Source organism: Bradyrhizobium sp. LA2.1 (genome assembly GCF_040547725.1).
Taxonomy (GTDB): domain Bacteria; phylum Pseudomonadota; class Alphaproteobacteria; order Rhizobiales; family Xanthobacteraceae; genus Bradyrhizobium; species Bradyrhizobium barranii.
This window is the reverse complement of the sequence record NZ_JBEPQI010000018.1, coordinates 154393-178765: the sequence shown is the minus strand read 5'-3', so window position 1 is coordinate 178765 and position 24373 is coordinate 154393. Positions and strand designations below refer to the sequence as shown.

The 24373-nt window shown below is 64.4% G+C and carries 23 protein-coding genes; 18 read left to right on the top strand and 5 right to left on the bottom strand.

Annotated elements, in window-relative coordinates; genetic code table 11:
• Window positions 1–282: 282 nt before the first annotated feature.
• On the bottom strand, window positions 283–1878 hold the full coding sequence (locus tag ABIB95_RS30640) for an ABC transporter substrate-binding protein (protein WP_354244877.1): 1596 nt from the start codon (window positions 1876–1878) through the stop codon (window positions 283–285).
• Window positions 1879–2078: 200 nt separating this feature from the next.
• On the opposite strand from ABIB95_RS30640, the gene ABIB95_RS30635 reads away from it, so the two are divergent.
• From ABIB95_RS30635 to ABIB95_RS30570, 14 genes are all read left to right on the top strand, one after another.
• Window positions 2079–3734: an ABC transporter substrate-binding protein gene (locus ABIB95_RS30635; protein ID WP_354118744.1), complete on the top strand. Its 1656-nt coding sequence runs from the start codon at window positions 2079–2081 to the stop codon at window positions 3732–3734.
• Between the two features lie 193 nt (window positions 3735–3927).
• On the top strand, window positions 3928–4881 hold the full coding sequence (locus tag ABIB95_RS30630) for an ABC transporter permease (RefSeq protein ID WP_354244873.1): 954 nt from the start codon (window positions 3928–3930) through the stop codon (window positions 4879–4881).
• A gap of 3 nt (window positions 4882–4884) precedes the next feature.
• Window positions 4885–5787, top strand: coding sequence for an ABC transporter permease (locus ABIB95_RS30625; RefSeq protein WP_354244870.1), 903 nt, complete (start codon window positions 4885–4887; stop codon window positions 5785–5787).
• 3 nt (window positions 5788–5790) lie between these two features.
• Window positions 5791–6852 (top strand): ABC transporter ATP-binding protein, encoded by a 1062-nt coding sequence (locus ABIB95_RS30620; protein ID WP_354244867.1) that lies wholly within the window; start codon window positions 5791–5793, stop codon window positions 6850–6852.
• A complete protein-coding gene (locus tag ABIB95_RS30615) occupies window positions 6849–7046 on the top strand; it encodes a hypothetical protein (RefSeq protein ID WP_354244865.1) in 198 nt (65 codons plus the stop codon). Before ABIB95_RS30620 ends, ABIB95_RS30615 begins: the two co-directional genes overlap by 4 nt.
• Window positions 7043–8458, top strand: a complete 1416-nt coding sequence (locus tag ABIB95_RS30610) for an Asp-tRNA(Asn)/Glu-tRNA(Gln) amidotransferase GatCAB subunit A (protein ID WP_071916845.1) — start codon at window positions 7043–7045, stop codon at window positions 8456–8458. The genes ABIB95_RS30615 and ABIB95_RS30610 overlap by 4 nt, the downstream gene beginning before the upstream one ends.
• Window positions 8455–9429 carry an ABC transporter ATP-binding protein gene (locus ABIB95_RS30605; protein ID WP_354244862.1) on the top strand — a complete coding sequence of 325 codons (975 nt, stop codon included), beginning with the start codon at window positions 8455–8457 and terminating at the stop codon, window positions 9427–9429. Before ABIB95_RS30610 ends, ABIB95_RS30605 begins: the two co-directional genes overlap by 4 nt.
• A 363-nt stretch (window positions 9430–9792) precedes the next feature.
• A complete protein-coding gene (locus ABIB95_RS30600) occupies window positions 9793–10062 on the top strand; it encodes a GlsB/YeaQ/YmgE family stress response membrane protein (protein ID WP_063980822.1) in 270 nt (89 codons plus the stop codon).
• Window positions 10063–10322: 260 nt separating this feature from the next.
• Window positions 10323–12071, top strand: coding sequence for a type I secretion system permease/ATPase (locus ABIB95_RS30595; protein WP_071916843.1), 1749 nt, complete (start codon window positions 10323–10325; stop codon window positions 12069–12071).
• Window positions 12068–13402: an HlyD family type I secretion periplasmic adaptor subunit gene (locus ABIB95_RS30590; RefSeq protein ID WP_354244858.1), complete on the top strand. Its 1335-nt coding sequence runs from the start codon at window positions 12068–12070 to the stop codon at window positions 13400–13402. Before ABIB95_RS30595 ends, ABIB95_RS30590 begins: the two co-directional genes overlap by 4 nt.
• A 240-nt stretch (window positions 13403–13642) precedes the next feature.
• Window positions 13643–15112 (top strand): AMP nucleosidase, encoded by a 1470-nt coding sequence (locus ABIB95_RS30585; RefSeq protein ID WP_063980825.1) that lies wholly within the window; start codon window positions 13643–13645, stop codon window positions 15110–15112.
• 120 nt (window positions 15113–15232) lie between these two features.
• A complete protein-coding gene (locus tag ABIB95_RS30580) occupies window positions 15233–15850 on the top strand; it encodes a tetratricopeptide repeat protein (protein ID WP_071916841.1) in 618 nt (205 codons plus the stop codon).
• A gap of 135 nt (window positions 15851–15985) precedes the next feature.
• Complete coding sequence (locus ABIB95_RS30575) at window positions 15986–16261, top strand: DUF1488 family protein (protein ID WP_063980827.1); 276 nt, start codon at window positions 15986–15988, stop codon at window positions 16259–16261.
• A gap of 58 nt (window positions 16262–16319) precedes the next feature.
• On the top strand, window positions 16320–17153 hold the full coding sequence (locus tag ABIB95_RS30570; protein ID WP_354244855.1) for a hypothetical protein: 834 nt from the start codon (window positions 16320–16322) through the stop codon (window positions 17151–17153).
• 29 nt (window positions 17154–17182) lie between these two features.
• On the opposite strand, the gene ABIB95_RS30565 is transcribed toward ABIB95_RS30570, so the two are convergent.
• Both ABIB95_RS30565 and ABIB95_RS30560 read right to left on the bottom strand, forming a co-directional pair.
• Window positions 17183–18013, bottom strand: coding sequence for an alpha/beta hydrolase family protein (locus ABIB95_RS30565; protein WP_335622555.1), 831 nt, complete (start codon window positions 18011–18013; stop codon window positions 17183–17185).
• A gap of 261 nt (window positions 18014–18274) precedes the next feature.
• On the bottom strand, window positions 18275–18757 hold the full coding sequence (locus ABIB95_RS30560) for a CinA family protein (protein ID WP_071916839.1): 483 nt from the start codon (window positions 18755–18757) through the stop codon (window positions 18275–18277).
• Between the two features lie 141 nt (window positions 18758–18898).
• On the opposite strand from ABIB95_RS30560, the gene ABIB95_RS30555 reads away from it, so the two are divergent.
• Genes ABIB95_RS30555 through ABIB95_RS30545 form a run of 3 tightly spaced genes read left to right on the top strand, consistent with a single transcriptional unit; the run spans window position 18899 to window position 21560 of the window.
• Entirely contained in the window at window positions 18899–19957 is a 1059-nt protein-coding gene (locus ABIB95_RS30555) for an amidohydrolase family protein (protein ID WP_354244851.1), read from the top strand.
• Between the two features lie 24 nt (window positions 19958–19981).
• Window positions 19982–21094 (top strand): amidohydrolase family protein, encoded by a 1113-nt coding sequence (locus tag ABIB95_RS30550; protein WP_028149262.1) that lies wholly within the window; start codon window positions 19982–19984, stop codon window positions 21092–21094.
• A gap of 52 nt (window positions 21095–21146) precedes the next feature.
• Window positions 21147–21560 carry a Rieske (2Fe-2S) protein gene (locus tag ABIB95_RS30545; protein ID WP_354244848.1) on the top strand — a complete coding sequence of 138 codons (414 nt, stop codon included), beginning with the start codon at window positions 21147–21149 and terminating at the stop codon, window positions 21558–21560.
• A gap of 114 nt (window positions 21561–21674) precedes the next feature.
• Here the strand turns inward: ABIB95_RS30545 and ABIB95_RS30540 are convergent, their stop codons facing one another.
• Window positions 21675–23006 (bottom strand): MFS transporter, encoded by a 1332-nt coding sequence (locus tag ABIB95_RS30540; RefSeq protein ID WP_071916835.1) that lies wholly within the window; start codon window positions 23004–23006, stop codon window positions 21675–21677.
• A gap of 143 nt (window positions 23007–23149) precedes the next feature.
• Window positions 23150–24049 carry a transcriptional regulator GcvA gene (locus ABIB95_RS30535; protein ID WP_354244845.1) on the bottom strand — a complete coding sequence of 300 codons (900 nt, stop codon included), beginning with the start codon at window positions 24047–24049 and terminating at the stop codon, window positions 23150–23152.
• A gap of 110 nt (window positions 24050–24159) precedes the next feature.
• On the opposite strand from ABIB95_RS30535, the gene ABIB95_RS30530 reads away from it, so the two are divergent.
• Window positions 24160–24363, top strand: coding sequence for a DUF1127 domain-containing protein (locus ABIB95_RS30530; protein WP_063980835.1), 204 nt, complete (start codon window positions 24160–24162; stop codon window positions 24361–24363).
• Window positions 24364–24373: the final 10 nt, after the last annotated feature.

Here is a 24373-nt window from a genome sequence, read left to right as displayed (position 1 = left end):
GGACCCATACCCCCAGGGAGATGTTTATCGCGCGAGCCGGCAACTCCGAGTCTTCGCCAAACCACTCCCTGTGGTTATGGGTCCCGGGCTCGCGACTACGTCGCGCCCCGGGACGACAGCAGTGTTTGGCGCGCGAGCGTCCGTCTCCTCTTCGCCACCAGCATCAACTCCCGTAGGGTGGGCAAAGGCGCGCAAGCGCCGTGCCCACCATCTTACTCCGCGTGTAGAAGTGGTGGGCACGCTTCCGCTTTGCCCACCCTACGACACCGGCGTTTGCCGCCTTCACTCCGTCCCGATCGTCGTCAGATCCTGGAACCAGTGCTGCGCCTGCACGAACTGCTTGATCTTCGGCGACAGCGCGTGCGGGTTGGTGTCGTGGACGACCCAGACCAGCACGGCATCGTCGACGATCAGCGCGTGCGCCTGCGCGATCAGATCGTCCTGCTTGGCGGTGTCGAACGTCTGCTTGGCCTCGCTGATCAGCGCGTCAACCTTCGGGTTCTTGTAGCCGCCCCAGTTGACGCCGACCGGCGCGATCTGGTCGGAGGCGAAGAAGCGGACGATGGCGTAGAGCGGATCGGAGGTGACATAGGCGATGTTGTTGGCGGTGATGCCGGCATTCATCTCGTCGGCCGCGCCCTTGCGCCAATGCGTATATAATGTCTCGAGCTCGACCACCTTGAAGTCGATGTCGATGCCGATCTCCTTGAAGCTCTGCTGCAGGAATTCGTTCATCGGCAGCGACAGCATCTGGCCGGTGCCGCCCTGGGCGATGATGAAGGTGGCCTTCAGCGGCTTTGCCTTGGAGTAGCCGGCCTCTTCGACCAGTTTCTTGGCCGCGGCCAGATCGTATTTCAGCTCGAAGCTCGGTTTGCCGAACCACGGGCTCGACGGGTCGACCTGGCCCTTGGCCGGCTTTGCGAGGCCATTCATCAGGCCGACGACTTCGTCACGATTGATCGCGAGGTTCAGCGCCTTGCGCAGGCGGATGTCGGTCCAGGGCGAGCCCGGCAGCACGCTGAGGTGATAATTCCAGACATGCGGCGTGACATTGTCGACGATCTTCATGCCGGCGGCTTTCAGCTGCGGTACGGCGTCCGGCGCCGGCGTCTCGATCAGGTCGACTTGGCCTGCGAGCAGCGCATTGGTGCGCGTCAGCGCTTCCGGCATCGGCACCAGCACGATCTTGTCGGCCTTCGGAATGCGCTTCTTGTTCCAGTAGTCCGGATTCTTCGTGAGCTCGGCGAGCTCGCGCGGCACGAGCTTGGTCAATTTGAACGGGCCGGTGCCGGAGGGCTGGCTCGCGAACTTGTCCCAATCCTTGCCGAGCTTCTCGTACTGCGCCGGGCTCGAGACCAGGAACCACAGCATCTGATAGGGAAAGAAGGAATCGACCGTCTTGGTCGTGATCTCCACCGTGAAATCGTCGATCTTGGCGTAGCTCGCGACCGAAGGCAGGCGGGTCTTCACCTGCGCGCTCTGCCGCTTGTCGAATTGCGGCGCCTTGTCATTGAGCACCTTGTCCAGATTCCAGATCACTGCATCGGCGTTGAACTCGCTGCCGTCGTGAAACTTCACGCCCTTGCGCAGCGTGAAGCGCCATTTGGTCTTGTCGGTGTCATCCACCTTCCATTCGGTGGCGAGCCCGGGCACCAGCTTGCCGGGGCGGTCGGCGACGTCCATCTCCCAGGCGACCAGCGGATCGTAGATGGTGTACGCCGTGAACTGATAGGCGCCGGCGCCCCGATCGGGCTGGCCCGTCGTCAGCGGGATGTCCGCCATCGAGATGCCGTAGCGCACCACCGTTTCGGCGCGCGCCGTGATCGCGGATAACGCCAGCGCAAGCACGGCGAGGCAGGTCGATAGTCGGATACGCATGGCCCAAGGCTCCCAGGAGATTTCAGGGCCAAACTTGCAATCTTGATGCCAGAATAGGCAGGACGGTGCCTTTGCCGACACGTGATCACACAGACTTGTCGTCGCAGGGGCAATTTGCAGAAAAAGTTTCCCCATTGGCATAGCCATTGCATACGTTTGCATCAAAATTAGTCATTGAAAGCCGGAAGAGGACTGAGACGATGCTTATGAAGACAACCACCCGCGCGGCGCTGATTGCTGCGCTGGCTCTGACGACTGCGGCCGCGTGGCCGAGCGTGGCAAGCGCCGAAACCGTGCTGCGCATCGGCATGACCGCTGCCGATATTCCGCGCACATTGGGCCAGCCGGATCAGGGTTTTGAAGGCAACCGCTTCACCGGCCTCACCATGTACGACGCGCTCACCGGCTGGGACCTGTCCTCGGCCGACAAGGCGAGCGTGGTAATCCCGGGCCTTGCCACCGAGTGGAAGGTCGACGATGCCGACAAGACCAAGTGGATCTTCAAGCTGCGCCCCGGCGTCACCTTCCATGACGGCTCGCCGTTCAACGCCGATGCCGTGGTGTGGAACGTCGAGAAGGTGCTGAAGCAGGATGCGCCGCAGTTCGACGCCAGCCAGGTCGGCGTCACCGCGTCACGCATGCCGACGCTGGCCTCCGCGAAGAAGATCGACGACATGACGGTCGAGCTCACCACCAAGGAGCCCGACAGCTTCCTGCCGATCAACCTCACCAACCTGTTCATGGCGAGCCCGGCGAAGTGGCAGCATTTCTACGACAAGGCGGAAGGCGCCGACGCCAAGGCGAAGTCGCAGGCTGCGTGGACTGCGTTCGCCAAGGACGCCGCGGGCACCGGCCCGTGGAAGATGGCGAGCTTCACGCCGCGCGAGCGGCTCGAGCTGGTGAAGAATGCGGCCTATTGGGACAAGGCGCGCGTGCCCAAGGTCGACAAGATGGTGCTCTTGCCGATGCCGGAGGCGAACGCGCGCACCGCGGCGCTGCTCTCGGGGCAGGTCGATTGGGTCGAGGCGCCGGCGCCCGACGCGTTGCCCGAGCTCAAGCAGCGCGGCTTCAAGCTCTACGCCAACGAGCAGCCGCATGTCTGGCCGTGGCAGTTCTCGCGCGTCGAGGGCTCGCCCTGGAACGACATCCGCGTCCGCAAGGCCGCCAACCTCTGCGTCGATCGCGAAGGTCTCAAGGACGGCCTGCTCGCGGGCCTGATGGTGCCGGCGACCGGCACCTTCGAGCCCGGCCATCCCTGGCGCGGCAAGCCAAGCTTCGAGATCAAGTATGACAAGGCGGCCGCTCAGAAGCTGATGCAGGAGGCCGGCTTCGGTCCCAGCAAGAAGCTGACGGTGAAGATCCAGACCTCGGCGTCGGGCTCCGGCCAGATGCAGCCGCTGCCGATGAACGAATATCTCCAGCAGGCGCTCGCCGAGTGCTATTTCGATGTGAAGCTCGACGTCATCGAGTGGAACACGCTGTTCACCAACTGGCGCCGCGGCGCCAAGGACCCCAGCGCCAACGGCTCGAACGCGACCAACGTCACCTATGCGGCGATGGACCCGTTCTTCGCGCTGGTGCGCTTCCTGCAATCGGGCATGGCGCCGCCGGTCTCGAACAATTGGGGCTTTATCCACGAGCCCAAGTTCGACGAGCTGGTGAAGAAAGCGCGCCAGACCTTCGACCCCGCCGCACGCGACGCCGCGCTCGCCGAGCTGCACGCAGCCTCCGTCGACGATGCCGCCTTCCTCTACGTCGCCCACGACGTCGGCCCCCGCGCCATCAGCCCAAAGGTGACGGGCGTCGTGCAGCCGAAGAGCTGGTTCATCGACTTCTCGCTGGTGTCGATGCAGTAGTTCGCGCCACACGCTCAGTGCACCCTCTCCCCTTGTGGGAGAGGGTGGCTTCGCGGCAGCGAAGCCGGGTGAGGGGTCTTTCTCCGCGGATGCGGACCTCTCAATAGATGCAATTTCATCCGCGGACAGATACCCCTCATCCGGCGCTTCGCGCCACCTTCTCCCACAAGGGGAGAAGGAAGAAAGAAGACCAGTGCTCGCCTATATCGCTCGCCGCATCGTCTATGTCATCCCGATCGTCATCAGCGTGGCGCTGGTGTGCTTTCTGCTCGTGCACATCACGCCGGGCGATCCGCTGGTTGCCGTGCTGCCGGCCGACGCCTCGCAGGAGCTCGCGGCGCAGCTCCGCGCCGCCTACGGCTTCGACCGCCCGCTGCCGGTGCAGTTCGGGCTGTGGCTGCTGCGTGCCCTTCATGGCGATCTCGGCAATTCCATCGCGACCGGGCGTCCTGTGCTCGCCGAGGTCATGCGCGCGGTCAGCAATACCGTCACGCTCGCGATTGCGGCCGCCATCATCGGCTTCACGATGGGTATCCTGCTCGGCCTGATCGCCGGCTATTTCCGCGAGACCTGGATCGACAAGGTCGCGACCTCCTTCGCCATCGCCGGCGTTTCCGTGCCGCATTACTGGCTCGGCATGGTGCTCGTCATCATCTTCTCGGTCCAGCTCAACTGGCTGCCCGCGGTCGGCGCCGGGCCCGGCGGGTCCGCAGCCTGGGCGTGGGACTGGGCGCATCTGCAATATCTCGTGCTGCCGGCGATCACGACCTCGGTGATTCCGATGGGCATCGTCACCCGCACCGTGCGCGCGCTGACCGGCGATATTCTCTCGCAGGACTTTGTCGAGGCACTCCGCGCAAAAGGCCTGCACGAAACCGGCGTGTTTCGTCACGTCATCAAGAACGCTGCGCCCACGGCGCTCGCGGTCATGGGGCTTCAGCTGGGCTACATGCTCGGCGGCTCGATCCTGATCGAGACCGTGTTCTCCTGGCCGGGCTCGGGCTTCCTGCTCAACTCGGCGATCTTCCAGCGCGACCTGCCGCTATTGCAGGGCACGATCCTGATCCTGGCGTTGTTCTTCGTCTTCCTCAACCTGCTGGTCGACATCGCGCAAGCCGCGATCGATCCGCGCATCAAGCGGGGCTAGCCGATGAGCGAGCTTCCGTTGTCAGCGACCGCCGATGCTGCGCTCCAGGCCGCGCCCGCGACCAAGGCGCGCGGCTATTGGGCGACCGTCGGCCGCCGCATCACGCGCGACAAGGTCAGCATGGCCTGCGCGCTGGTGCTGCTCCTGATCTTCCTGTCCGCGATGCTCGCGCCGTGGCTCGGACTTGAAGATCCCTACAAGGGCTCGATGATCCGCCGCCTCCGCCACATCGGCACAGCAGGCTACCCGCTCGGCACCGACGAGCTCGGCCGCGACATGCTGGCGCGGCTGATCTACGGCGGGCGGCTGTCGCTGGTCATCGGCATTTTGCCTGTGATCCTTGCGTTCTGCATCGGCACCTCGCTCGGCCTCGTCGCCGGCTATGTCGGCGGCAAGCTCAACACCGCGATCATGCGCACGATCGACGTGTTCTACGCCTTTCCGTCGGTGCTGCTGGCGATCGCGATCTCCGGCGCTCTCGGTGCCGGCATTCTCAACTCCATCGTGTCGTTGACGGTCGTATTCGTGCCGCAGATCACCCGCGTCGCCGAGAGCGTCACCACCGGCGTGCGCAACATGGATTTTGTCGAAGCCGCGCGCGCTTCGGGCGCCGGGCCCTTCACTATCATGCGTGTCCATATCCTCGGCAACGTGCTGGGCGCGATCTTCGTCTATGCCACCAGCCTGATCTCGGTCTCGATGATTCTGGCCGCAGGTCTCTCCTTCCTCGGCCTCGGCACAAAGCCGCCGGAGCCGGAATGGGGTCTGATGCTGAACACGCTCCGCACCGCGATCTACGTCAATCCGTGGGTTGCCGCGCTGCCGGGCGCGATGATCTTCGCGGTCTCGATCTGCTTCAACCTGCTCTCGGACGGCCTGCGCAGCGCCATGGACATCAGGAACTAGGCCATGAGCGAGAGCAACACATCCGTTGAAATGCTGGAGCAGGTCGAGGACGTCGGCGGCGTCGCGCAACCGCTGCTTCAGGTCAACGGGCTGACCAAGCATTTTCCGGTGCGTGGCGGGCTGTTCGCCGCGAAGCGCACCGTGCGCGCCGTCGATAACGTCTCCTTCTCCGTCGCGAAGGGCGAGACTGTCGGTATCGTCGGCGAATCCGGCTGCGGCAAGTCCACCACCGCGCGGCTGCTGATGCATCTGATGCCGCGCGATACCGGCGACATCATCTATGACGGCATGACCGTCGGCCAGTCGCTGTCGCTGCGCGAGCTGCGCCGCGGCATGCAGATGGTGTTCCAGGACTCTTACGCCTCGCTCAACCCGCGCCTCACCATCGAGGAATCCATCGCCTTCGGCCCGAAGGTGCATGGCATGGCGGATGGCACGGCGCGGGCGCTGGCGCGCGAGCTGCTCGGCAAGGTGGGCCTGGTTCCTGCAAATTTCGCCAACCGCTATCCGCACGAGATTTCGGGCGGCCAGCGCCAGCGCGTCAACATCGCGCGTGCACTCGCTCTGTCACCGCGCTTGGTTATCCTCGACGAAGCCGTCTCCGCGCTCGACAAATCCGTCGAGGCGCAGGTGCTCAATTTGCTCGCCGATCTCAAGCGCGAGTTCGGCCTGACCTATCTCTTCATCAGCCACGACCTCAACGTCGTGCGCTACATCAGCGATCGCGTGCTGGTGATGTATCTCGGTGAGGTCGTCGAGCTCGGTCCGGTCGACCAGGTCTGGGATAACCCTGCGCATCCCTATACGCGCGCGCTCCTTGCGGCGATGCCATCCTCCGATCCGGACCGTCGTACCGAGAAGCCGCCGATCACGGGCGATCCGCCCAATCCGATCGATCCGCCCCCGGGTTGCCGCTTCCACACCCGCTGCGCGTTTGCGGAGCCGCTCTGCGCAAATGCAGCACCAAAGCTCACGGCCGTCGATAGAATGGGCCACGAGGCCGCGTGCTACATGGCAATTCCGGGTTCAGGCCATAGCCGCGCGCCCGCAGAGGAAACAGCATGACAAGACCGACACCCAAAGAGATCAAGCCGATCGCGCAAGTCGCGGGCGTTCCTGTCGATGACGAGATCGCGACGCGTATCTCCAATTCCATCGGGCCGGCCTTCGAAGGCTTTGCGGCCATCGCCGCCACGCTGCCATTCGATCTCGAGCCCGCGCTCTATCCGATCGCGCAGACGCAGAAGGTGTCGAAATGAGCCGTGAGCCTGCATTGATGACGCTTACCGAGGTCGCGCGCGCGATCGCGATGAAGCAGGTGTCCTCGCATGAGGTGACGCGCGCGCTGCTGCACCGCATCGCACAGTGGCAGCCGCATCTCAACGCCTTCATGTCGGTTGAAGCCGAGTCCGCGTTGAAGGCTGCCGCGGCCGCCGACGCCGAGCTCGCCAAGGGCAATGTCCGCGGTCCGCTGCACGGTGTGCCGCTCGCGCACAAGGACATGTATTACGACGCAGGCCACGTCTCGACCTGCGGCTCGCTGATCCGCCGCGATTTCGTGCCGACCGTCACGTCCACGGCCTTGCAGCGGCTGAAGGATGCCGGCCAGGTCCGCCTCGGCACGCTGCATCTGGCCGAATTCGCCTATGGACCGACGGGGCACAACGCCCATTACGGCCCTGTGCGCAATCCCTGGAACGTCGCGCACATCACCGGCGGCTCCTCGTCGGGCTCCGGCTCGTCGGTCGCGGCGCGCCTGACGTTCGCGGCGCTCGGCTCCGACACCGGCGGCTCGATCCGCATGCCCGCGCATTTCTGCGGCGTCACCGGGCTGAAGACCACCGTCGGCCGGGTCAGCCGCGCTGGTGCGATGCCGCTGTCGCAATCGCTCGATACGGTGGGCCCGCTCGCCCGCACCGCGGCAGATTGCGCACTGCTGCTGGCGCTGATGGCCGGCGCTGACCCTGCGGATTCGACCTGTAGCCACGAGCCGCTGTCGGACTATGTCGGTGCCGCCAAGGGTTCGCTCAAGGGCCTGAAAATCGGCGTGCCCGCGTCCTTCTATGTCGACGATCTCGACAGCGAGGTCGCGCGCGTGCTGGATGAGACCATCGCGGTGCTCAAGCGCGAGGGCGCCGACATCGTCACAGTCGAGCTGCCGGACCAGCGGCAATTGTCTGCGGCAAGCCAGCTCGTGCTCGCAGCCGAAGCGGCCGCCTTCCATAAGCGCTGGATGATCGAGCGTCCGCAGGACTATGGCCCCCAAGTCCTGATGCGGCTTCAGAACGGTCTCGCCGTTCCCGCCATCACTTATCTCGAAGCCATGCGCTGGCGTGGTCCGGCCCTCGCTGCGCACAATGCGGCCACCGCTGGTGTGGATGCGATCATCGCGCCGGCATCGCCGGTGCCGGCACCGACGATCGAGGAGAGCGACGTCGGCGGCGGCCCGAACGCGCCGGCCATGGTGCAGCGGCTGACACTGTTCACCCGCCCGGTGAATTTTCTCGGCCTGCCGTCGCTCACCGTTCCCTCCGGCTTCACCAACAGCGGCCTGCCGATCGGCATGCAGCTGATCGGCCGCTCCTTCGATGAAGCGACCCTGCTCACCATCGGCGCCGCCTTCCAGCGCGTCACCGACTATCACGATAGGTTGCCGAAACTGCCGTCATGACAAAGCTCGTCGAGATCTCAGGCCTCAACATCCGCTTCACCGGGGAACGCACGGTCTATGCCGTGAACGATCTCAGTCTCTCGCTCGGTGACGGCGAGGTGCTGGGCCTGCTCGGCGAGTCCGGTTCCGGCAAGAGCGTGACCCTGCGTGCGCTGATGCGGCTGCTGCCGAAGAAGCGCACGCAGATCACGGGCAAGGTCAACGTCATGGGCCGCGACGTGCTCGCCATGAATGAAGAGGAGCTGTCGTCGTTCCGCGGCCAGACCGTGTCGATGATCTTCCAGGAGCCCGCGCTCGCGCTCGATCCGGTCTACACCATCGGCGCGCAGATCGCCGAAAGCGTCGTGCGTCACGAAGGCAAGAGCTATGCGGAGGGCAGGGCGCGAGCACTCGAAATGCTCGAGGTCGTGCGCATTCCCTCGGCCAGGCGACGGCTGGATGCCTATCCGCACGAAATGTCCGGCGGCATGCGCCAGCGCGCGATGATTGCCCTGGCGCTCGCCTGCCGCCCGAAGATCTTGCTCGCGGATGAGCCGACCACCGCGCTCGATGCCACCGTGCAGATCCAGATCCTGCTGTTGCTGCGTGAGCTTCAGCGCGAATTCGGCATGTCCGTCATCTTCGTCACCCATGACATTGGTGTTGCGATCGAGATCTGCGACCGCGTCGCGGTGATGTATGCCGGCCAGATCGTTGAGCAGGGCACGCTCCGCGACATCGTCCGCACGCCGGTGCACCCCTACGCCAAGGGCCTGCTCGCCTCCACCATCCACGGCGCCAAGCGGGGGCAGCGGCTCGAGACCATCCCCGGCACCCCGCCCTCGCTGGCCGAAAAGCCGAACAACTGCTCCTTCGCCCCCCGTTGTGCGATCGCCCAGCCGCGCTGTCTGGAGCAACTGCCTGCGAATGTGGAGGTCGGACCGGGCCGGGCGGCGAGGTGCGTGCTGGCGGAGCCGGTGGGAGCGACGTAGCTCGTTCTCCAGCCGTACTACATCCCCGCGCGACACTGCGCTCCCTCCCCCCTTGCGGGGGAGGGCGGGGGAGAGGGGTCGCCACAAACTCAGACCTCGCTCGTGGCCACCCCTCTCCCTGCCCCTCCCCCGCAAGGGGGGAGGGAATGAGAGAGCGGCGCGTCCCTCACTTCAAATCGCGCACCTCTTCAGAATCCCTCTACGACAACACCGACTTGTCACAGTTCACCTCGCACCGCCGGCCAACTGCACTCCTACTGTGCATGGGGTTGTTTTCGACATTTTTATCCGAACGGACCATTCAGACCCCATTCATCCCGGTTCCGGTTCCATGCCCCCGTTCATGGAGAGGGACTTCAACTTATGTACATTTCTGGCCAAGGCCTCATCGTCATCCTGTTCGTCGGCCTCGTCGCCGGCTGGCTCGCCGGCAAGGTGGTGCGCGGCAGCGGGTTCGGCATCATTGGCGACATCGTGATCGGCATCGCCGGCGCGTTTGTCGCAAGCTTCCTGTTCCCGAAGCTCGGCATCCATCTCGGCACCGGGCTCGTGTCCGAGATCATCTATTCCGCCATCGGCGCCATCATCCTGCTCCTGGTGGTGCGGCTGGTGCGCGGCGGCGGCCGGCTCTAGTGTCACATTGGCTCGGTGAGCCAGAACTTTCGCCTCTCCCCCGCTGGGGAGAGGCCGCGATGTCTGCTATAAAAAGCCGCAAAGACTGTGAAATACCGGACTTGCGTGCGAGGCCGTCAGGGGTAGAGGTGGCCCATCAGGGACCTGGATTAATTCGACCGCGTTCGTCGCGGGGGAATACGATGTTAATCCGGGTCGCGTACCCCTGAACGACCTAGGAAATCAGGGGCGTTGCCCCTTACCCGAAAGAGATCAGAGTGATGGCAGCCGTACCCGGCGTCCGCCGTTCAGAGCTCGGTGACGCCTTGCGTGCTTGTCGCACGGCGTTCGTCGGCGTCGGCTTGATGAGCTGCATGATCAACCTGCTCTATCTGACTGGGTCGATCTTCATGCTGGAGGTCTACGACCGGGTTCTGCCGAGCCGCAGCGTTCCGACTCTCGTCGGCCTGATCATCATCGCCAGCTTCCTCTATATGGCGCAGGGCATGCTCGACATGATCCGAAACCGGATCCTGGGGCGGGTCGGCACGGCGCTCGATGAAGCCCTCAACAAGCGCGTGTTCGACACCGTCGTGCGCCTGCCGCTCCTGGTCGGCAGCCGCAACGAGGGCCTGCAGCCGCTGCGCGACCTCGACAATGTCCGCTCCTTCCTCGGCGGCATGGGCCCGAGCGCGTTCTTCGACCTGCCCTGGCTGCCGCTCTATCTCGCCATCTGCTTCGCCTTCCACGTCATGATCGGCCTCACCGCTCTGGTCGGCGCCATCATCTTGGTCGGGCTGACGCTGGTCACCGAATTCATGTCCCGCCAGCCGGCGAAGGACGCGATGGGCCTCGCCGCCCAGCGCAACGATCTCGCCGCCTCCAGCCGGCGCAACGCCGAAGTCATGGTCTCGATGGGCATGACCGGCCGGATGAACCAGCGCTGGGGCGAAGCCAACGAAAAATACCTCGACGGCAATCAGCGTGCGAGCGACGTCGCCGGCGGTCTCGGCGCGGTCGCAAAGGTGCTGCGCATGATGCTGCAATCGGCCGTGCTCGCGGTCGGCGCCTATCTCGTCATCCACCAGGAAGCGACCGCCGGCATCATCATCGCCGGCTCGATCCTCTCCGCCCGCGCGCTCGCGCCGGTCGATCTCGCCATCGCGCACTGGAAATCCTTTGTCGCGGCACGTCAGAGCTGGCAGCGCCTCACGCGCCTGCTGGAGCAGATGCCGCCGCAGACGATGCCGACCCAGTTGCAGGCGCCCACCAGTCGTCTGTCGGTCGAAGGCATCGCCATGGTGCCGCCGGGCGATCAGCGCCTCATCGTGCAGGACGTCTCCTTCGCGCTCACCGCCGGCAATGGCCTCGGCGTGATCGGGCCGAGCGGCTCCGGCAAATCGTCGCTGATCCGCGCGCTGGTCGGCGTCTGGCATCCGGTCCGTGGCAAGGTGCGGCTCGACGGCGCTGCGCTCGACCAGTGGGCCTCCGACATGCTCGGCCGCCACATCGGCTATCTGCCGCAGGACGTCGAATTGTTCGGCGGCACCATCGCGCAGAACATCAGCCGTTTCGATCCCGAGGCCACCTCTGACGGCATCATTTCGGCGGCGAAGGAAGCCGGCGTGCACGAGATGATCATCAAGATGCGCGAGGGCTACAACACCCAGGTCGGCGAGCAGGGCACCGCGCTCTCCGCGGGCCAGGCGCAGCGCGTGGCGCTGGCGCGTGCGCTCTACGGCAGCCCGTTCCTGATCGTGCTCGACGAGCCCAATTCCAATCTCGACACCGAAGGCGACGAGGCGCTGACCCGCGCGATCCGCAGCGCGCGCGAGCGCGGCGCCATCGTCATCGTGGTGGCGCATCGCCCGATCGGCGTCGAGGCGGTCGACCAGATCCTGGTGCTGCGCGACGGCCGCATGCAGGCGTTCGGGCCGAAGGAGCAGGTGCTTGCCCAGGTGCTTCAGCCGCGCGTGACGCCGCCGGCACCGATCAAGATCGTCAGCGAAGGCGGAGTGCCCAAGTCATGAGCACGATGGCTATCGGCGGCAGGAAGCCCGCCGCGAAGAGGACCGTGCGGGATTCCATCAGGTTTCATCTGATGCTCGGGCTGGCCATCGTGCTGGCCCTCGTCATCGGTCTCGGCGGCTGGGCGTCGACGGTGCTGATCTCGGGAGCCCTGATCGCGCCGGGCCAGGTCGTGGTCGAATCCAACGTCAAGAAGGTGCAGCATCCGACCGGCGGCGTGGTCGGCGAGCTGCGTGCCCGCGACGGCGACGTGGTCAAGGCCGGCGATATCGTGGTGCGGCTCGACGACACGGTCACCAAGGCGAACCTCGCCATCGTCACCAAGAATCTCGACGCCGCGCTGGCGCGCACGGCGCGGCTCCAGGCCGAGCAGCGCGGTGTCGACAAGATCGAGTTTCCGCAATCGCTCCTCGATCGCGGCAACGATCCCGACGTCAAGAACCTGCTCTCCGCCGAAACCAAGTTGTTCGACGTCCGCGTCAATGGCCGCGCCGGGCAGAAGGCGCAGCTCCGCGAGCGTGTCCAGCAGCTCAACGAGGAGATCGAAGGACTCTCCGCGCAGGAAAAGGCCAAGGACAGGGAGATCGTCCTGGTGCAGCAGGAGCTGGTCGGTGTCCGCGATCTCTATGAGAAGCACCTGGTGCAGATCTCCCGCCTCACCACGCTGGAACGCGACAGCGCCCGCCTCAACGGCGAGCGCGCGCAATACATCGCCTCGCGCGCGCAGGCCAAGGGCAAGATCACCGAGACCGAGCTACAGATCATCCAGGTCGACAAGGACATGGTGAGCGAGGTCTCCAAGGATCTGCGCGAGACCAACGACAAGATCGGTGAAATGATCGAGCGCAAGGTCGCCGCCGAAGACCAGCTCCGCCGTGTCGACATCCGCGCGCCGCAGGACGGCATGGTGCTGCAATCGACCGTGCATACCGTCGGTGGCGTCGTCACCGCCGGCGACGCGCTGATGCTGATCGTGCCGCAGGCCGACGATCTCCAGGTCGAGGCCAAGGTCAATCCTGTCGATATCGACAAGCTCCAGATCGGCCAGAAGACGCTGCTTCGCCTGTCTGCGTTCAACCAGCGCACCACGCCGGAGCTCAACGGCGTCGTCAGCCGCGTGTCGCCCGACGTCACCACCGACCAGCGCACCGGGCAGAGCTACTACACCATCCGCGTATCGATGCCCGCGGAAGAGGTCGCCAAGCTCGGCGACTCCAAGCTGATCCCCGGCATGCCGGCGGAAGCCTTCGTCCAGACCGGCGACCGCACCATGCTGTCCTATCTGATGAAGCCGCTGCACGACCAGCTGATGCGGGCCTTCCGCGAGAAGTGACGCGCGAAAGCGCGTCGTCCCGGAGCGCGCCGCACACTCGCTGTCATCGCCCGGCTTGACCGGGCGATCCAGTATTCCAGAGGCGGCTGTGATCGAACCGGGACGCCGCGGCGTACTGGATGCCCCGGTCAAGCCGGGGCATGACAGTGGAGCGTGTGGTCCGCAAACCGCCCTTCGCTGACGATTGCCATCGTTCTTTGCTATAGTTCGACTCATGTCCAGCAACCCGGCGGTCGAACAATGCAGTCCCCACCCTCCATCGCCACCAAATCCTTCACCGACGCCGTCCTCGCCGTCGCCCGCCTCGAGGAAATCTACGAGCGCAACACGAAATTCCTGCGCGACCGGTTCGAGGCCTATGTCAACGGCGAGGCGATCACGACGCGGGTGCGGGCCTATTATCCCTTCGTCCGCGTCACCACCGCGACGTATGCGCGGCTGGACTCGCGTCTCGCCTACGGCTTCGTCGCCGGCCCCGGCGTGCACGAGACCAGCGTCACGCGGCCGGATCTGTTCCGCGCCTATCTCACCGAGCAGATCGGATTGTTGATCCAGAACCACGGCGTTCCCGTCGAGATCGGCGAATCCGCCGAGTCGATCCCGATCCACTTCGCCTATCGCCGCGACATCAATATCGAAGCCGCAATCACCACCAGCGAGAATTCCCTTGTGACGCGATCGCTGCGCGATGCGTTCGACGTGCCTGATCTCGCCACCATGGACGATTCGATCGCCGACGGCACTTTCGAGCTTCAGCCGGGCGCGCCCGAGCCGTTGTCATTGTTTCGCGCCGCCCGTGTCGATTATTCGTTGCGGCGGCTCTACCACTACACCGGAACCGATCCGGAGCATTTCCAGAATTTCGTGATCTTCACCAACTACCAGTTCTATGTCGATGCCTTCGCGCAGCTCTGCCAGCAGCGGCTGCAGTCCGGCGAGGCCGGCCTCGAAGCCTTCGTCGCGCCCGGCAATGTGAGCACGGGCAGCGGCGGCGCAACCAGCGGGGTGGCGCCTGCCCGCGCGCCGCAGATGCCGGCTTTCCATCTGGTCGCGCCTGGCTATCGCGGCATCACCCTGATCAACATCGGCACCGGCCCGTCGAACGCGCGCAACGTCACCGACCACGTTGCTGTGCTGCGCCCGCATGCCTGGCTGATGCTCGGCCATTGCGCAGGCCTGCGCAACACGCAGCGGCTCGGCGACTATGTGCTCGCCCACGGCTATGTGCGCGAGGACCATGTGCTCGACCGCGAGCTGCCGCTCTGGGTGCCGATCCCGGCATTGGCCGAGATGCAGGTCGCGCTCGAACAGGCGGTCGAGGACGTCACCGGGCTCGAAGGTTTCGAGCTGAAGCGCCTGATGCGCACGGGCACCGTCGCGAGCGTCGACAACCGCAACTGGGAGATCTCGGGGCCCGAGGTGATCCGCCGCATGTCGCAGTCGCGCGCGGTCGCGCTCGACATGGAATCGGCCGCGATCGCCGCCAACGGCTACCGCTTCCGCGTTCCCTACGGCACGCTGCTGTGCGTCTCCGACAAGCCGCTGCATGGCGAGATCAAGCTCGCGGGCATGGCCAGCGAATTCTACCGCCGCCGCGTCGGCCAGCATCTCGAGATCGGCCTGAAGGCGCTGGAGCGGCTCAAGCAGCAGGAATCGGAACGGCTGCATTCGCGAAAGCTGCGAAGCTTCGCCGAGGTCGCGTTCCAGTAAAGGACAACGTGACTGTCGTACGAACGCTGACGTCTCTGTGAGCACAGTGTCCCGGAATATCGCGGCCGACGCAGGGTTATCACGTCGTCCGGGGCCGCTTGAACAGGACAGGAGGCAGACATGATCACAGCGATGATCAGGCTCGTCACGCTCGGTACATTTGCGGCAGTACTGTTGAGCTCGCCGGCCTTTGCCGCCGGCGGCGGCGGTGGTGGTGGCGGGGGCGGCATCAGCTCCACTGATCCCTATGCCGGAGCCTACGCGGATCAGAGGCTGCAGCCGCAGCCAGTCTACCCGAAGCGCTGGGGCACCAAGGCAACACACAAAGGCAGGAAGCCGAACAACCAGTCCAGTATCGGCGATCCCGCCTTCGCGGCCGGCTACCGCGTGGCTTATGACACCATCTACGAGCGAAACGACTATGCGACCGCGATCGAGCAACTAAAATCGCTCGGCCATGACGACCATCCGAACGTCGCCAACCTCATCGGTTATTCCTACCGCAAGCTCGGCGACTACGAGCAGTCGCAGGTCTGGTACGAGCGCGCGTTGAAGGCAGATCCGAACCACGTATTGACGTGGCAGTATTACGGGTTGTGGCAGCTCGAGCGGGGTAACCGCGAGCAGGCGCTCTATCATCTCAACCGGATCGCTGCCATCTGCGGGACGGATTGTGAGGAGTATCGATCGCTGGCCGCGGCACTCGACAAGCCGACCGGCACGGCGCTCGCCTACTGACGTCGGAGCCGGGCCGACCGACGGAAGCTCGCTGTTGATGAACATCGCATGACAGCGATGCCTCCTGGCGCGGGTGGTGACAAAGCGTCAGATTTTCAGCATTGTCCCGTTCGGGGGCGCGAACGGGACAATTGGATGCCGCTGTCGCGCGACAGGATCATCGGCCACGACCTCGAACGGTTGGCCTTCCGCTTCACGATGATGCGTGAGGATGAGGTCGTGCATTGCCAGATCAGCGATGCCGCGATGGACGAGCTCGCGGGCATGCAGGGCACCGAGAGCAGCGCGCGCCAGGCGCAATTCCTATCCCTGCGTGAGACCATCGAGCGGCTCGCGTCGGATATCTATGACGAAGCGCCGCGGGTCCAGGGATATGTGGTGCGGATCTTCATGCGGCATTTGGCAAGATAGCAGGGCATCCGCGCAACTCGCCACGGCTGCGAAAGGATTCATTAAGGGCAGCCTGTAGTTGCAATGGATGGTGGTGACCCGGCGTGAGATGATCTCTCGCGGTAACCCACACCAAAACTCTCACATGACCAGAAGATCAATCCTGCTGCTCCTCGTCGTCGCCCTGCTGGCCGGAAACCTGGCATATGCGAGCCTCTCCGGGCCGAGCGCGTTTGCGCGCGATTTCGATCAGAACATCGCGCGCTTCCCTTTGGCCGCGTCGATTGCCCGCAGCGATCCCGCGCTCAGGGCGGTCTTCCTTCGGGAGACCGAAGAGGCCTTCAACGAGGGCGGATGGCCCGCCGCCAATGGTGCACTCAACATGATCCTGGCGAGCGAGATGGAAGTCTATGCCGACGACGAGCACATCAATGCCCTGGACCGGGCGGAGCTGGCGACCCTCCTGAAGCTCGCGAGCAACCCGTTGGCTTGCAAGTCCTATCTGTTGGCCGGTTCCCAGCGCGGTGAGTTTACGGACGCAGCGCAAGAGGTTGCGGATCTTGGTGCGGCACATGGGGCGGCGATCGCAAACGGCTTCGAACGCAGGATGAAGGGTGTTGCCCGGACGCAGGCGGGCGACGCTGAAATCGCAGCGGTCGAAACGCAATTGCGTCTGGGGCCATTCGCGGAGCTCACCCGGCAGGAGCTTGGCGCCCAGTCGAGATACCTCGGCGGCAACGCTGCTCTGATGTGCAGCGCGGCGACCAAGAAGCAGCTCAATCTGCTTTCAATGGACAGTGCCGACTCGGCCTCCGCCTCGCGCAAGCGGAGAGCCGGGAGGTACGATATCGATATCGTAGAGGTTCGCGCGAAGCTCTGCCGCGAGCCCGGCAACGGCTTGTCCTGCTCTTAGGCCGGCGCGGCGCCGGGCCGAGGGCCGCGTTACGGCTTGGCGCTTTCGGCGAAATGCTTGCGAAAGAACGCAACGACATCTGCGTGAAGCCGTCGATGGAAATCGACGCGATCGAAATCCGGCGCATCGGTGCAGACGGCGGGGACCTCCCGGGCGTCCTTTGGGGTGCAGGTCGCAAGGAAGGAAAAATGTCGGGCATTGTCCACGAAATGGTAGTCCGGCTTGATCGGAAGCCTTTGATTGATCGCTGCCGCACAGCATCCGGATAGACCATCGGCATTCTGCGCGGGGTCAGAACTCCACAATTGAACCGGCACTGCTATTGCTTTCAGATTCTCCTCCGGGAAGACGAACACCGGATAGGGATCGATAATGACCGCGGCCTTGACGCGCTTATCATGGGTCGTCGGCTGATCAGGAAGCTCGCCGCTCTCGAGCTGCTTGCACGCCTTCAGGCTGGACGTCTCGCAATTCGGCAATCCCTTGCGCAGATCGGGATTGCCGCCGATGACGACGAGGCCAGTGTAGCCGCCAAACGAAAACCCGTAGAGCCCGATGCGCTGAGGATCGATGCGGGATGTGTCCGGCCACCCGTCGAGCATATAGTCGATCAGCCGGCTCATGTCCGTGGGGCGCTCGACGAGAACCGAAAGACTGTCGGTGCGGCTGGTGTCACGCATGGTGTCGCCGGGATGATTGAGCGCCGCCACGACGAACCCGGCATCGGCCAAAGCCGCAGCGGTGTCATGGTGACCGCCGAACCATCCACGGCGGCCGTGCGACATCACGATGAGTGGAAGCTTTTCTCCGGTGACCGGACATGCGGGCACGGCGAAGAAGGTGGCGCCACGCGCGTCCATCTCGCGAGGTGGCTCTGCACACGGAGTCCAGACCAGCAATCGGATTGCCGGTCCCGCCGGACCGGCAGGAATGTCGAAGTTTCTGACCCCGGCGGCTTGAGCCGTTGTTATCCCAAGGACGAGCAGGGCAGCGAAGACGAACGCAGGCAATTGCATCATTGCTCCTATCGCACCTGGGCGGTGACGCGCTTGCTCATGCGCCGGCACGACGGTCAGTCCGGCAAGAGATCGGGAGCGCGTGCGGTTCCCATGTGAGGGCGTTCACCCCTCCAGCTTCCTCAGCAACAGCTTCAGCGCGGTGGCCGCAAATACCTGCATGTTCGCAAACCGGTCGTTGTTGCCCGTCTCCAGCGTGATCACCTCCGCCGCGGGTCCCGAAACCGCCATGCAGCTGTGGCCGGCGGCGTCGCCGTAGCGGTTGCCGGTGGGGCCGGCGGCGCCGGTTTCGGACAGGCCCCAGTCGCAGCCGAAGCGGCTGCGCATCTGTTCGGCCAGCAGCTTTGCATAAGGCTCCGACGAGGAACGAAAGCCCTTCATTCCTTCGTCCGAAATATCCATCAGCACACGCCTGGCATCGCGGGTGTAGACCACGGCGCCGCCGAGGAAATAGGCGGAGGCGCCGGGCACCGCGAGCAGGCTGGCCGAGATCAGGCCGCCGGTCGAGGATTCAGCCACTGCAATGGTCTGTTTGCGCGCGATTAGTCGGGCCGCGACCTGTTCCGCAATGCCGACGAGCTCTTTCATCCTTCTAACCTCTCAGTCCTCGCAACGGAGCTGTGTCTTCCTAGCATATGACAGCGGCCTTGGCCGAGTTGCGGACGACGGGCAGGCCTGCTTGAATGGTGGGCAAGACAAAACGTGACGAGGAAACGTGAAGGAGACGTGATGGCGTCCCTGATCGCCGGCGGGGTGGATTGCGACGTGCATCCGGCCGTGCCGCATCTGACCAGCCTGCTGCCGTACCTGAATGACTATTGGCGCGATCAGGTGACGACGCGCGGCATGGTCGACCTTGTCTCGCAATCCTATCCGCAGAACTCGCCGATCGTTGCGCGTCCCGATTGGCGGCCGGAAACCGGCAAGCCCGGCGCAAGCCTGGAGGACATGCAGCGCCATCTGCTCGACCCCTTCCAGCTTAAGCACGCCATCTGCAATCCACTCTACGGCGTGCAGATGGTGTTTTCGGAAGATTTGCAGGCCGCTTTCTGCCGCGCGTTGAACGAGTGGCTGGTGAAGGAATGGCTCGATCGCGATTCACGGCTGCGTGGTTCGATCGTGATCCCCACGCAAAGTGTCGAGAAAGCCGTCGCCGAGATCGAGCGCTGCGCACAGGACCGCCGCTTCGTGCAGGTGCTGATGCTGGTCATGGGCGACACGCCGCTCGGCAAGCGCGCGCTGTGGCCGATCTACGAAGCGGCGGAACGGCTCCAGCTGCCCGTCGGGATTCACGCCGGTTCCGCCTATCACAATCCGCCGACTGCCGTGGGCTGGGGTTCCTATCACATCGAGGATTATGTCGGTCAGGCCCAGGCGTTCCAGACTCAGCTCACCAGTCTGATCGTCGAGGGCGTGTTCGCCAAATATCCGCGGCTGAAAATGGTGATGCTCGAATCCGGCGTCTCCTGGATCTCCCCTTTTCTCTGGCGCCTGCACAAGTTCTGGCGCGGGGTGCGAATGGAGACGCCATGGGTCGATCGCGCGCCGCTCGACATTGTGCGCAGCAACATCCGGTTCTCTTTACAGCCATTTGATGCGCCGCCGGAACCTGAGACATTAATTCGCCTGTTTGATCATATGCAGTCCGACGAATTGGTTCTATTCTCCACGGACTATCCGCACTGGCAATTCGACGGCCAGGACGCGCTGCCCGAGGGCCTCACCCCCGATCTCGTGCGCAAGATCATGATCGAAAATCCGCATGCGACCTATCCCCGCCTGACTTAGCCCGCTGCCAAAGGAGGCAAGGCGATGAACGTCCAATTCCGCGAGAGCACCGAAGCCGCTTCCCCACTGACCGTCAAAACCGCAATCGCGGACTGCGACATCCATCCGGCACGCGCCACCCGCACCGAGCTTTATCCTTATCTGGCGAAACGCTGGCAGCATCATCTCGAAGTCTACGGCGTCCATGCCTATCAGGGCATGATGGAAGGCCCGCCCTATCCGAAGGCCCAGCCCAACGCATCGCGTCGCGACGCCTATCCGCCGGAAGGCGGGCCGCAGGGCTCTTCGTTGTCCTTCATGCAGAAGCAGCTGCTCGATCCCAACAACGTGGAACTCGGGGTGCTTAATCCGCTCAACACTGGGCAGGGCATCCGCAATCACGAGCTCTCGGCGGCGCTGTGCTCGGCGATCAACGACTGGCAGATCGACAAATGGACCAGCAAGGACAAGCGCCTGAAGGCGTCCATTGTCGTCGGCAATGAGGACGGCCTGTCGGCCGCCGCCGAAATCCGCGAGCGCGCCGGCGACAAGAATTTCGTGCAGGTACTGCTGCTCAGCCGCAATGTCGAGCCGCTCGGCCAGCGCCGCTACTGGCCGATCTATCAGGCCGCGGAAGAGGCAGGACTTCCCGTCGGCGTGCACGCTTTCGGCTTCGGCGGCAATCCGATCACGCCGTCCGGCTGGCCTTCCTATTACATCGAGGAGATGGTGGGCCACTCGCAGTGCCAGCAATCGGCGCTGGCGAGCCTTGTCTTGGAAGGCGTGTTCGAGCGCTTTCCAAAGCTGAAGATGGTGATGATCGAGGCCGGCTTCGGCTGGGCCCCGTCGCTCGCCTGGCGGCTCGACAAGGTCTGGCACCGGCTGCGCAGCGAAGTGCCGCATGTGAAGCGGCCGCCGTCGGAATATATCCGCGAGCAGGTGTGGTGGACCACGCAGCCGATGGAGGACCCGGAGCGGCGCGAGGACCTGTTCGACGTCATCAAATGGATCGGCTGGGACCGACTGCTGTTCGCGACCGACTATCCGCATTGGGACTATGACGAGCCGTCGCGCGTGCTGCCGGCGGGCGTCAGCGATGCCAACCGCGAAGCGTTCTATCTCGGCAATGCGCGCAAGCTCTATGGGATTGCCGCATGATCCGGAAAAGTGTGAAGCGGTTTTCCGATCAGATCATGCGGAAGACATAAGCATGGCGCGGCACGTGATTGCGGCGGTGGATGAGCTTCCGCCGGGCACGCGAAAATTTCTGGAGATCGACGGACGGCCGATTGCGGTCTTCAACATCAAGGGCGAGTATTTCGGCCTGATGAACCGCTGCCCGCATCAGGGCGCGGCGCTGTGCGAGGGCCCGCTGATCGGGCTCGCGCAATCAAAGGAACCCGGCGAGATCGAATACACCAAGCTCGGCGAGATCATCCGCTGCCCCTGGCACGGTTGGGAATTCGACATCCGCACCGGCCAGTCCTATTGCGACCCCCGCCGCTTCCGCGTGAAGGCCTATCAGGCGCATGTCGAGCCGGGCGCGAGCGTGGTGAAGGGGCCCTATGTCGCCGAGACGATTCCGGTGAAGGTCGAGAGCGATTACGTGGTTGTGGAGCTTTAGGTTACTGTCATTCCGGGGCGATGCGAAGCATCGAGCCCGAAATCCATCGTGCCGCAAGAATGTTGGGAGAAATGGATTCCGGGTTCGCCTCTTCGAGGCGCCCCGGAATGACCATCAGTGGCTCACCGCCGGCGCCGCTTCACCGGTCGCATCGTACGTCGTCACCGCTTGGCGGCCACCGCGATAGACGATCGATGCGGCAATGATGCCAAGCGCAGCGGCGAACATCAGCCAGAAGCCGGGTGAGGCTTTGTTGCCGGTGTAGTCGATCAGCAAGGTCGAGGCGAATGGCGTGAACGTGCCGAACAGCGCAGCGGCGAGCGCGAAGGCCAGCGAGAAGCAGGTGGTGCGGACATGCGCCGGCACGATCTCGACGAGAGCACCGAGCATGGTGCCGCTGTACATGCCGAAATAGAACGAGAACAACATCTCGACCGCGAGCAGTTTGCCGAAAGTCGGCGCGGCGACCAGCCAGGACAGTGCCGGGTAGGCGGTGACGAGCGCCAGGCCGGCGATGGCGAGCAGTACCGGCTTGCGGCCGATGCGATCGGACAGCGCGCCGCCGACGGGATTCCAGAAGAAGTTGGTCACGGCGACGAGCAGCGTCACGAGCAGTGCGTCCTGCGTCGAGAGCTTCAGCACCGTCTTGCCGAAGGTCGGCGTGTACACGGTGACGAAGTAGAATGTCGTCGTGGTCAGGACCGCGATCATCATGCCGAGGATGACGATGCGCCAGTTGGCGAGCGCGGAGGCGAACACCTCGTTTGCCGTCGGGTGCTTCTTCATGGCGAGGAAGGCCGGCGTTTCCTCGAGCGTCCGCCGCAGCATGAAGATCAGGGGAATGATGAGGCAACCGACGAAGAAGGGAATGCGCCAGCCCCAGGCGGTCACGACGTCCGCCGGCATCACCTCGGACAGGATGAAGCCGAGGATCGAGGCCACGAAGATCGCGACCTGCTGGCTCGACGACTGGAACGAGGTGTAGAAGCCGCGATTGCCGGGCGTGGAGATCTCCGCGAGATAGACCGAGACGCCGCCGAGCTCGACGCCGGCGGAGAATCCCTGCAGCAGGCGGCCGATCAGCACGATGACGGGCGCCGCGATGCCGATGGTCGCATAGCTCGGGCAGAAAGCGATCACGACGGTGCCGATGGCCATGATGCCGAGCGTGACGATCAGGCCCTGGCGGCGGCCGATGCGGTCGATGTAGGCGCCGAGCACGATCGCGCCGACGGGGCGCATCAGCGCGCCGAGCCAGAACACGCCAAAAGTGTTGAGCAGCGAGGCTGTCTCGTTACTGGAGGGAAAGAACGCCTTGCCGATGGCGGCGGCATAGAAGCCGAACAGGAAGAAATCGAACTGCTCGAGAAAATTGCCGGAGGTGGCGCGCAGGATCGCGCCGATGCGCGACTTGATCTCGGGCGGATTGGTTGCTGGTCCAGCCATGACGTTTCTCCCCTGGAAGGCGCGGCCGGACCGGAACTCATTTCACGGCAAGGCATCAGATTGTCGGCTGCGACAATCTGTCCTACCCCTCTCGCGCGGGGCGCGGCGAGTCAATCGATTTCACCGGGGAAGCTGATGATTTTTCACGCTTTATTCTGCGTTGCAGCGATCATCCACTCGCGGAACGCGGCCAGCTTCGGCGCCTCGCGCCGGCCCTCCGGCGCGACCAGGTAGAAGCCCGCATCGGCCGGCAGCGCGATCTTGAAGGGCACCACGAGCCGGCCCTTGGCGATGTCATCCTGGACGTAGGAGGTCCGGCCCATCGCCACGCCGATGCCGTCGATTGCGGCCTGGATGGTCATGAAGATCATGTCGAAGGTGATGCCGGGCTGCCTGGCGATGTCGCCCGGAAGGCCGGCCGCCGTCAGCCATAGCCGCCAGTCATCGCTGTTGGCATTGGAGGTGTGCAGCAGCGGATAGCCTTTGAGATCCTCAGGCTGGCGCAGCGGCCTGTCGCCGCGCAGCAGCGACGGACTGCACACCGGAAACAGCTCGTCCGCCATCAGCCAGTCGGCGCGCAGGCCCGGCCATTGACCGCGGCCATAGCGAATCGCGGCATCGACATTGTCGCGCTGGAAATCGACGAGGCTGGTCGAGGTGGTGATGCGGACGTCGATGCCGGGGTGCTGCTCCTGGAAATCGGTCAGCCGCGGCAGCAGCCATTTCGCGGCGAGCGATGCCAGCGTCGAGACGGTCAGCACCTTGTCGTCGTCCTTGCGCAGCAGCCGGTCGGTGGCGAGGCGGAGGTCGTTGAAGGCGGCGCGGACGCCCGGCAAATAGTCGCGCGCTTCCGGCGTCAGCGCCAGCGCGCGGTTCTGCCGGACGAACAGGCGGATGCCGAGTTCCTCCTCGAGCCGCCGGATCTGATGGCTGATCGCGGTCTGGGTCACGTTCAGCTCGGAAGCGGCCAGCGTGAAGCTGAGATGGCGCGCGGCGGCCTCAAAGGCCCGCAATCCGTTCAGGGAGGGCAATCTGGCAGTCATCTGGCAGCAGGATGCATGACGTTATTTCATGCGAAGGGGTACAAATTGTCGTTTGTCGCAGCGCGGTAGCAAGCAGATATTAGCAGTCAAGTTAGCTCAAGGAGCTGAAAATGTCTACTTTGACCCACAATTCGATGACAAATCATCATGCGCCCGGCCTCATCCAGCAGATCGGCGAGACGCTTCACGTCTGGCACGAGCGCTACCGGACCCGCCGCGAACTGACCCACTGGACGGCCCGCGATCTCCACGACGTCGGCCTGTCCTGGACCGACATCGCCTACGAGGCTGACAAACCCTTCTGGCGGGCCTGATTGGCCGCCA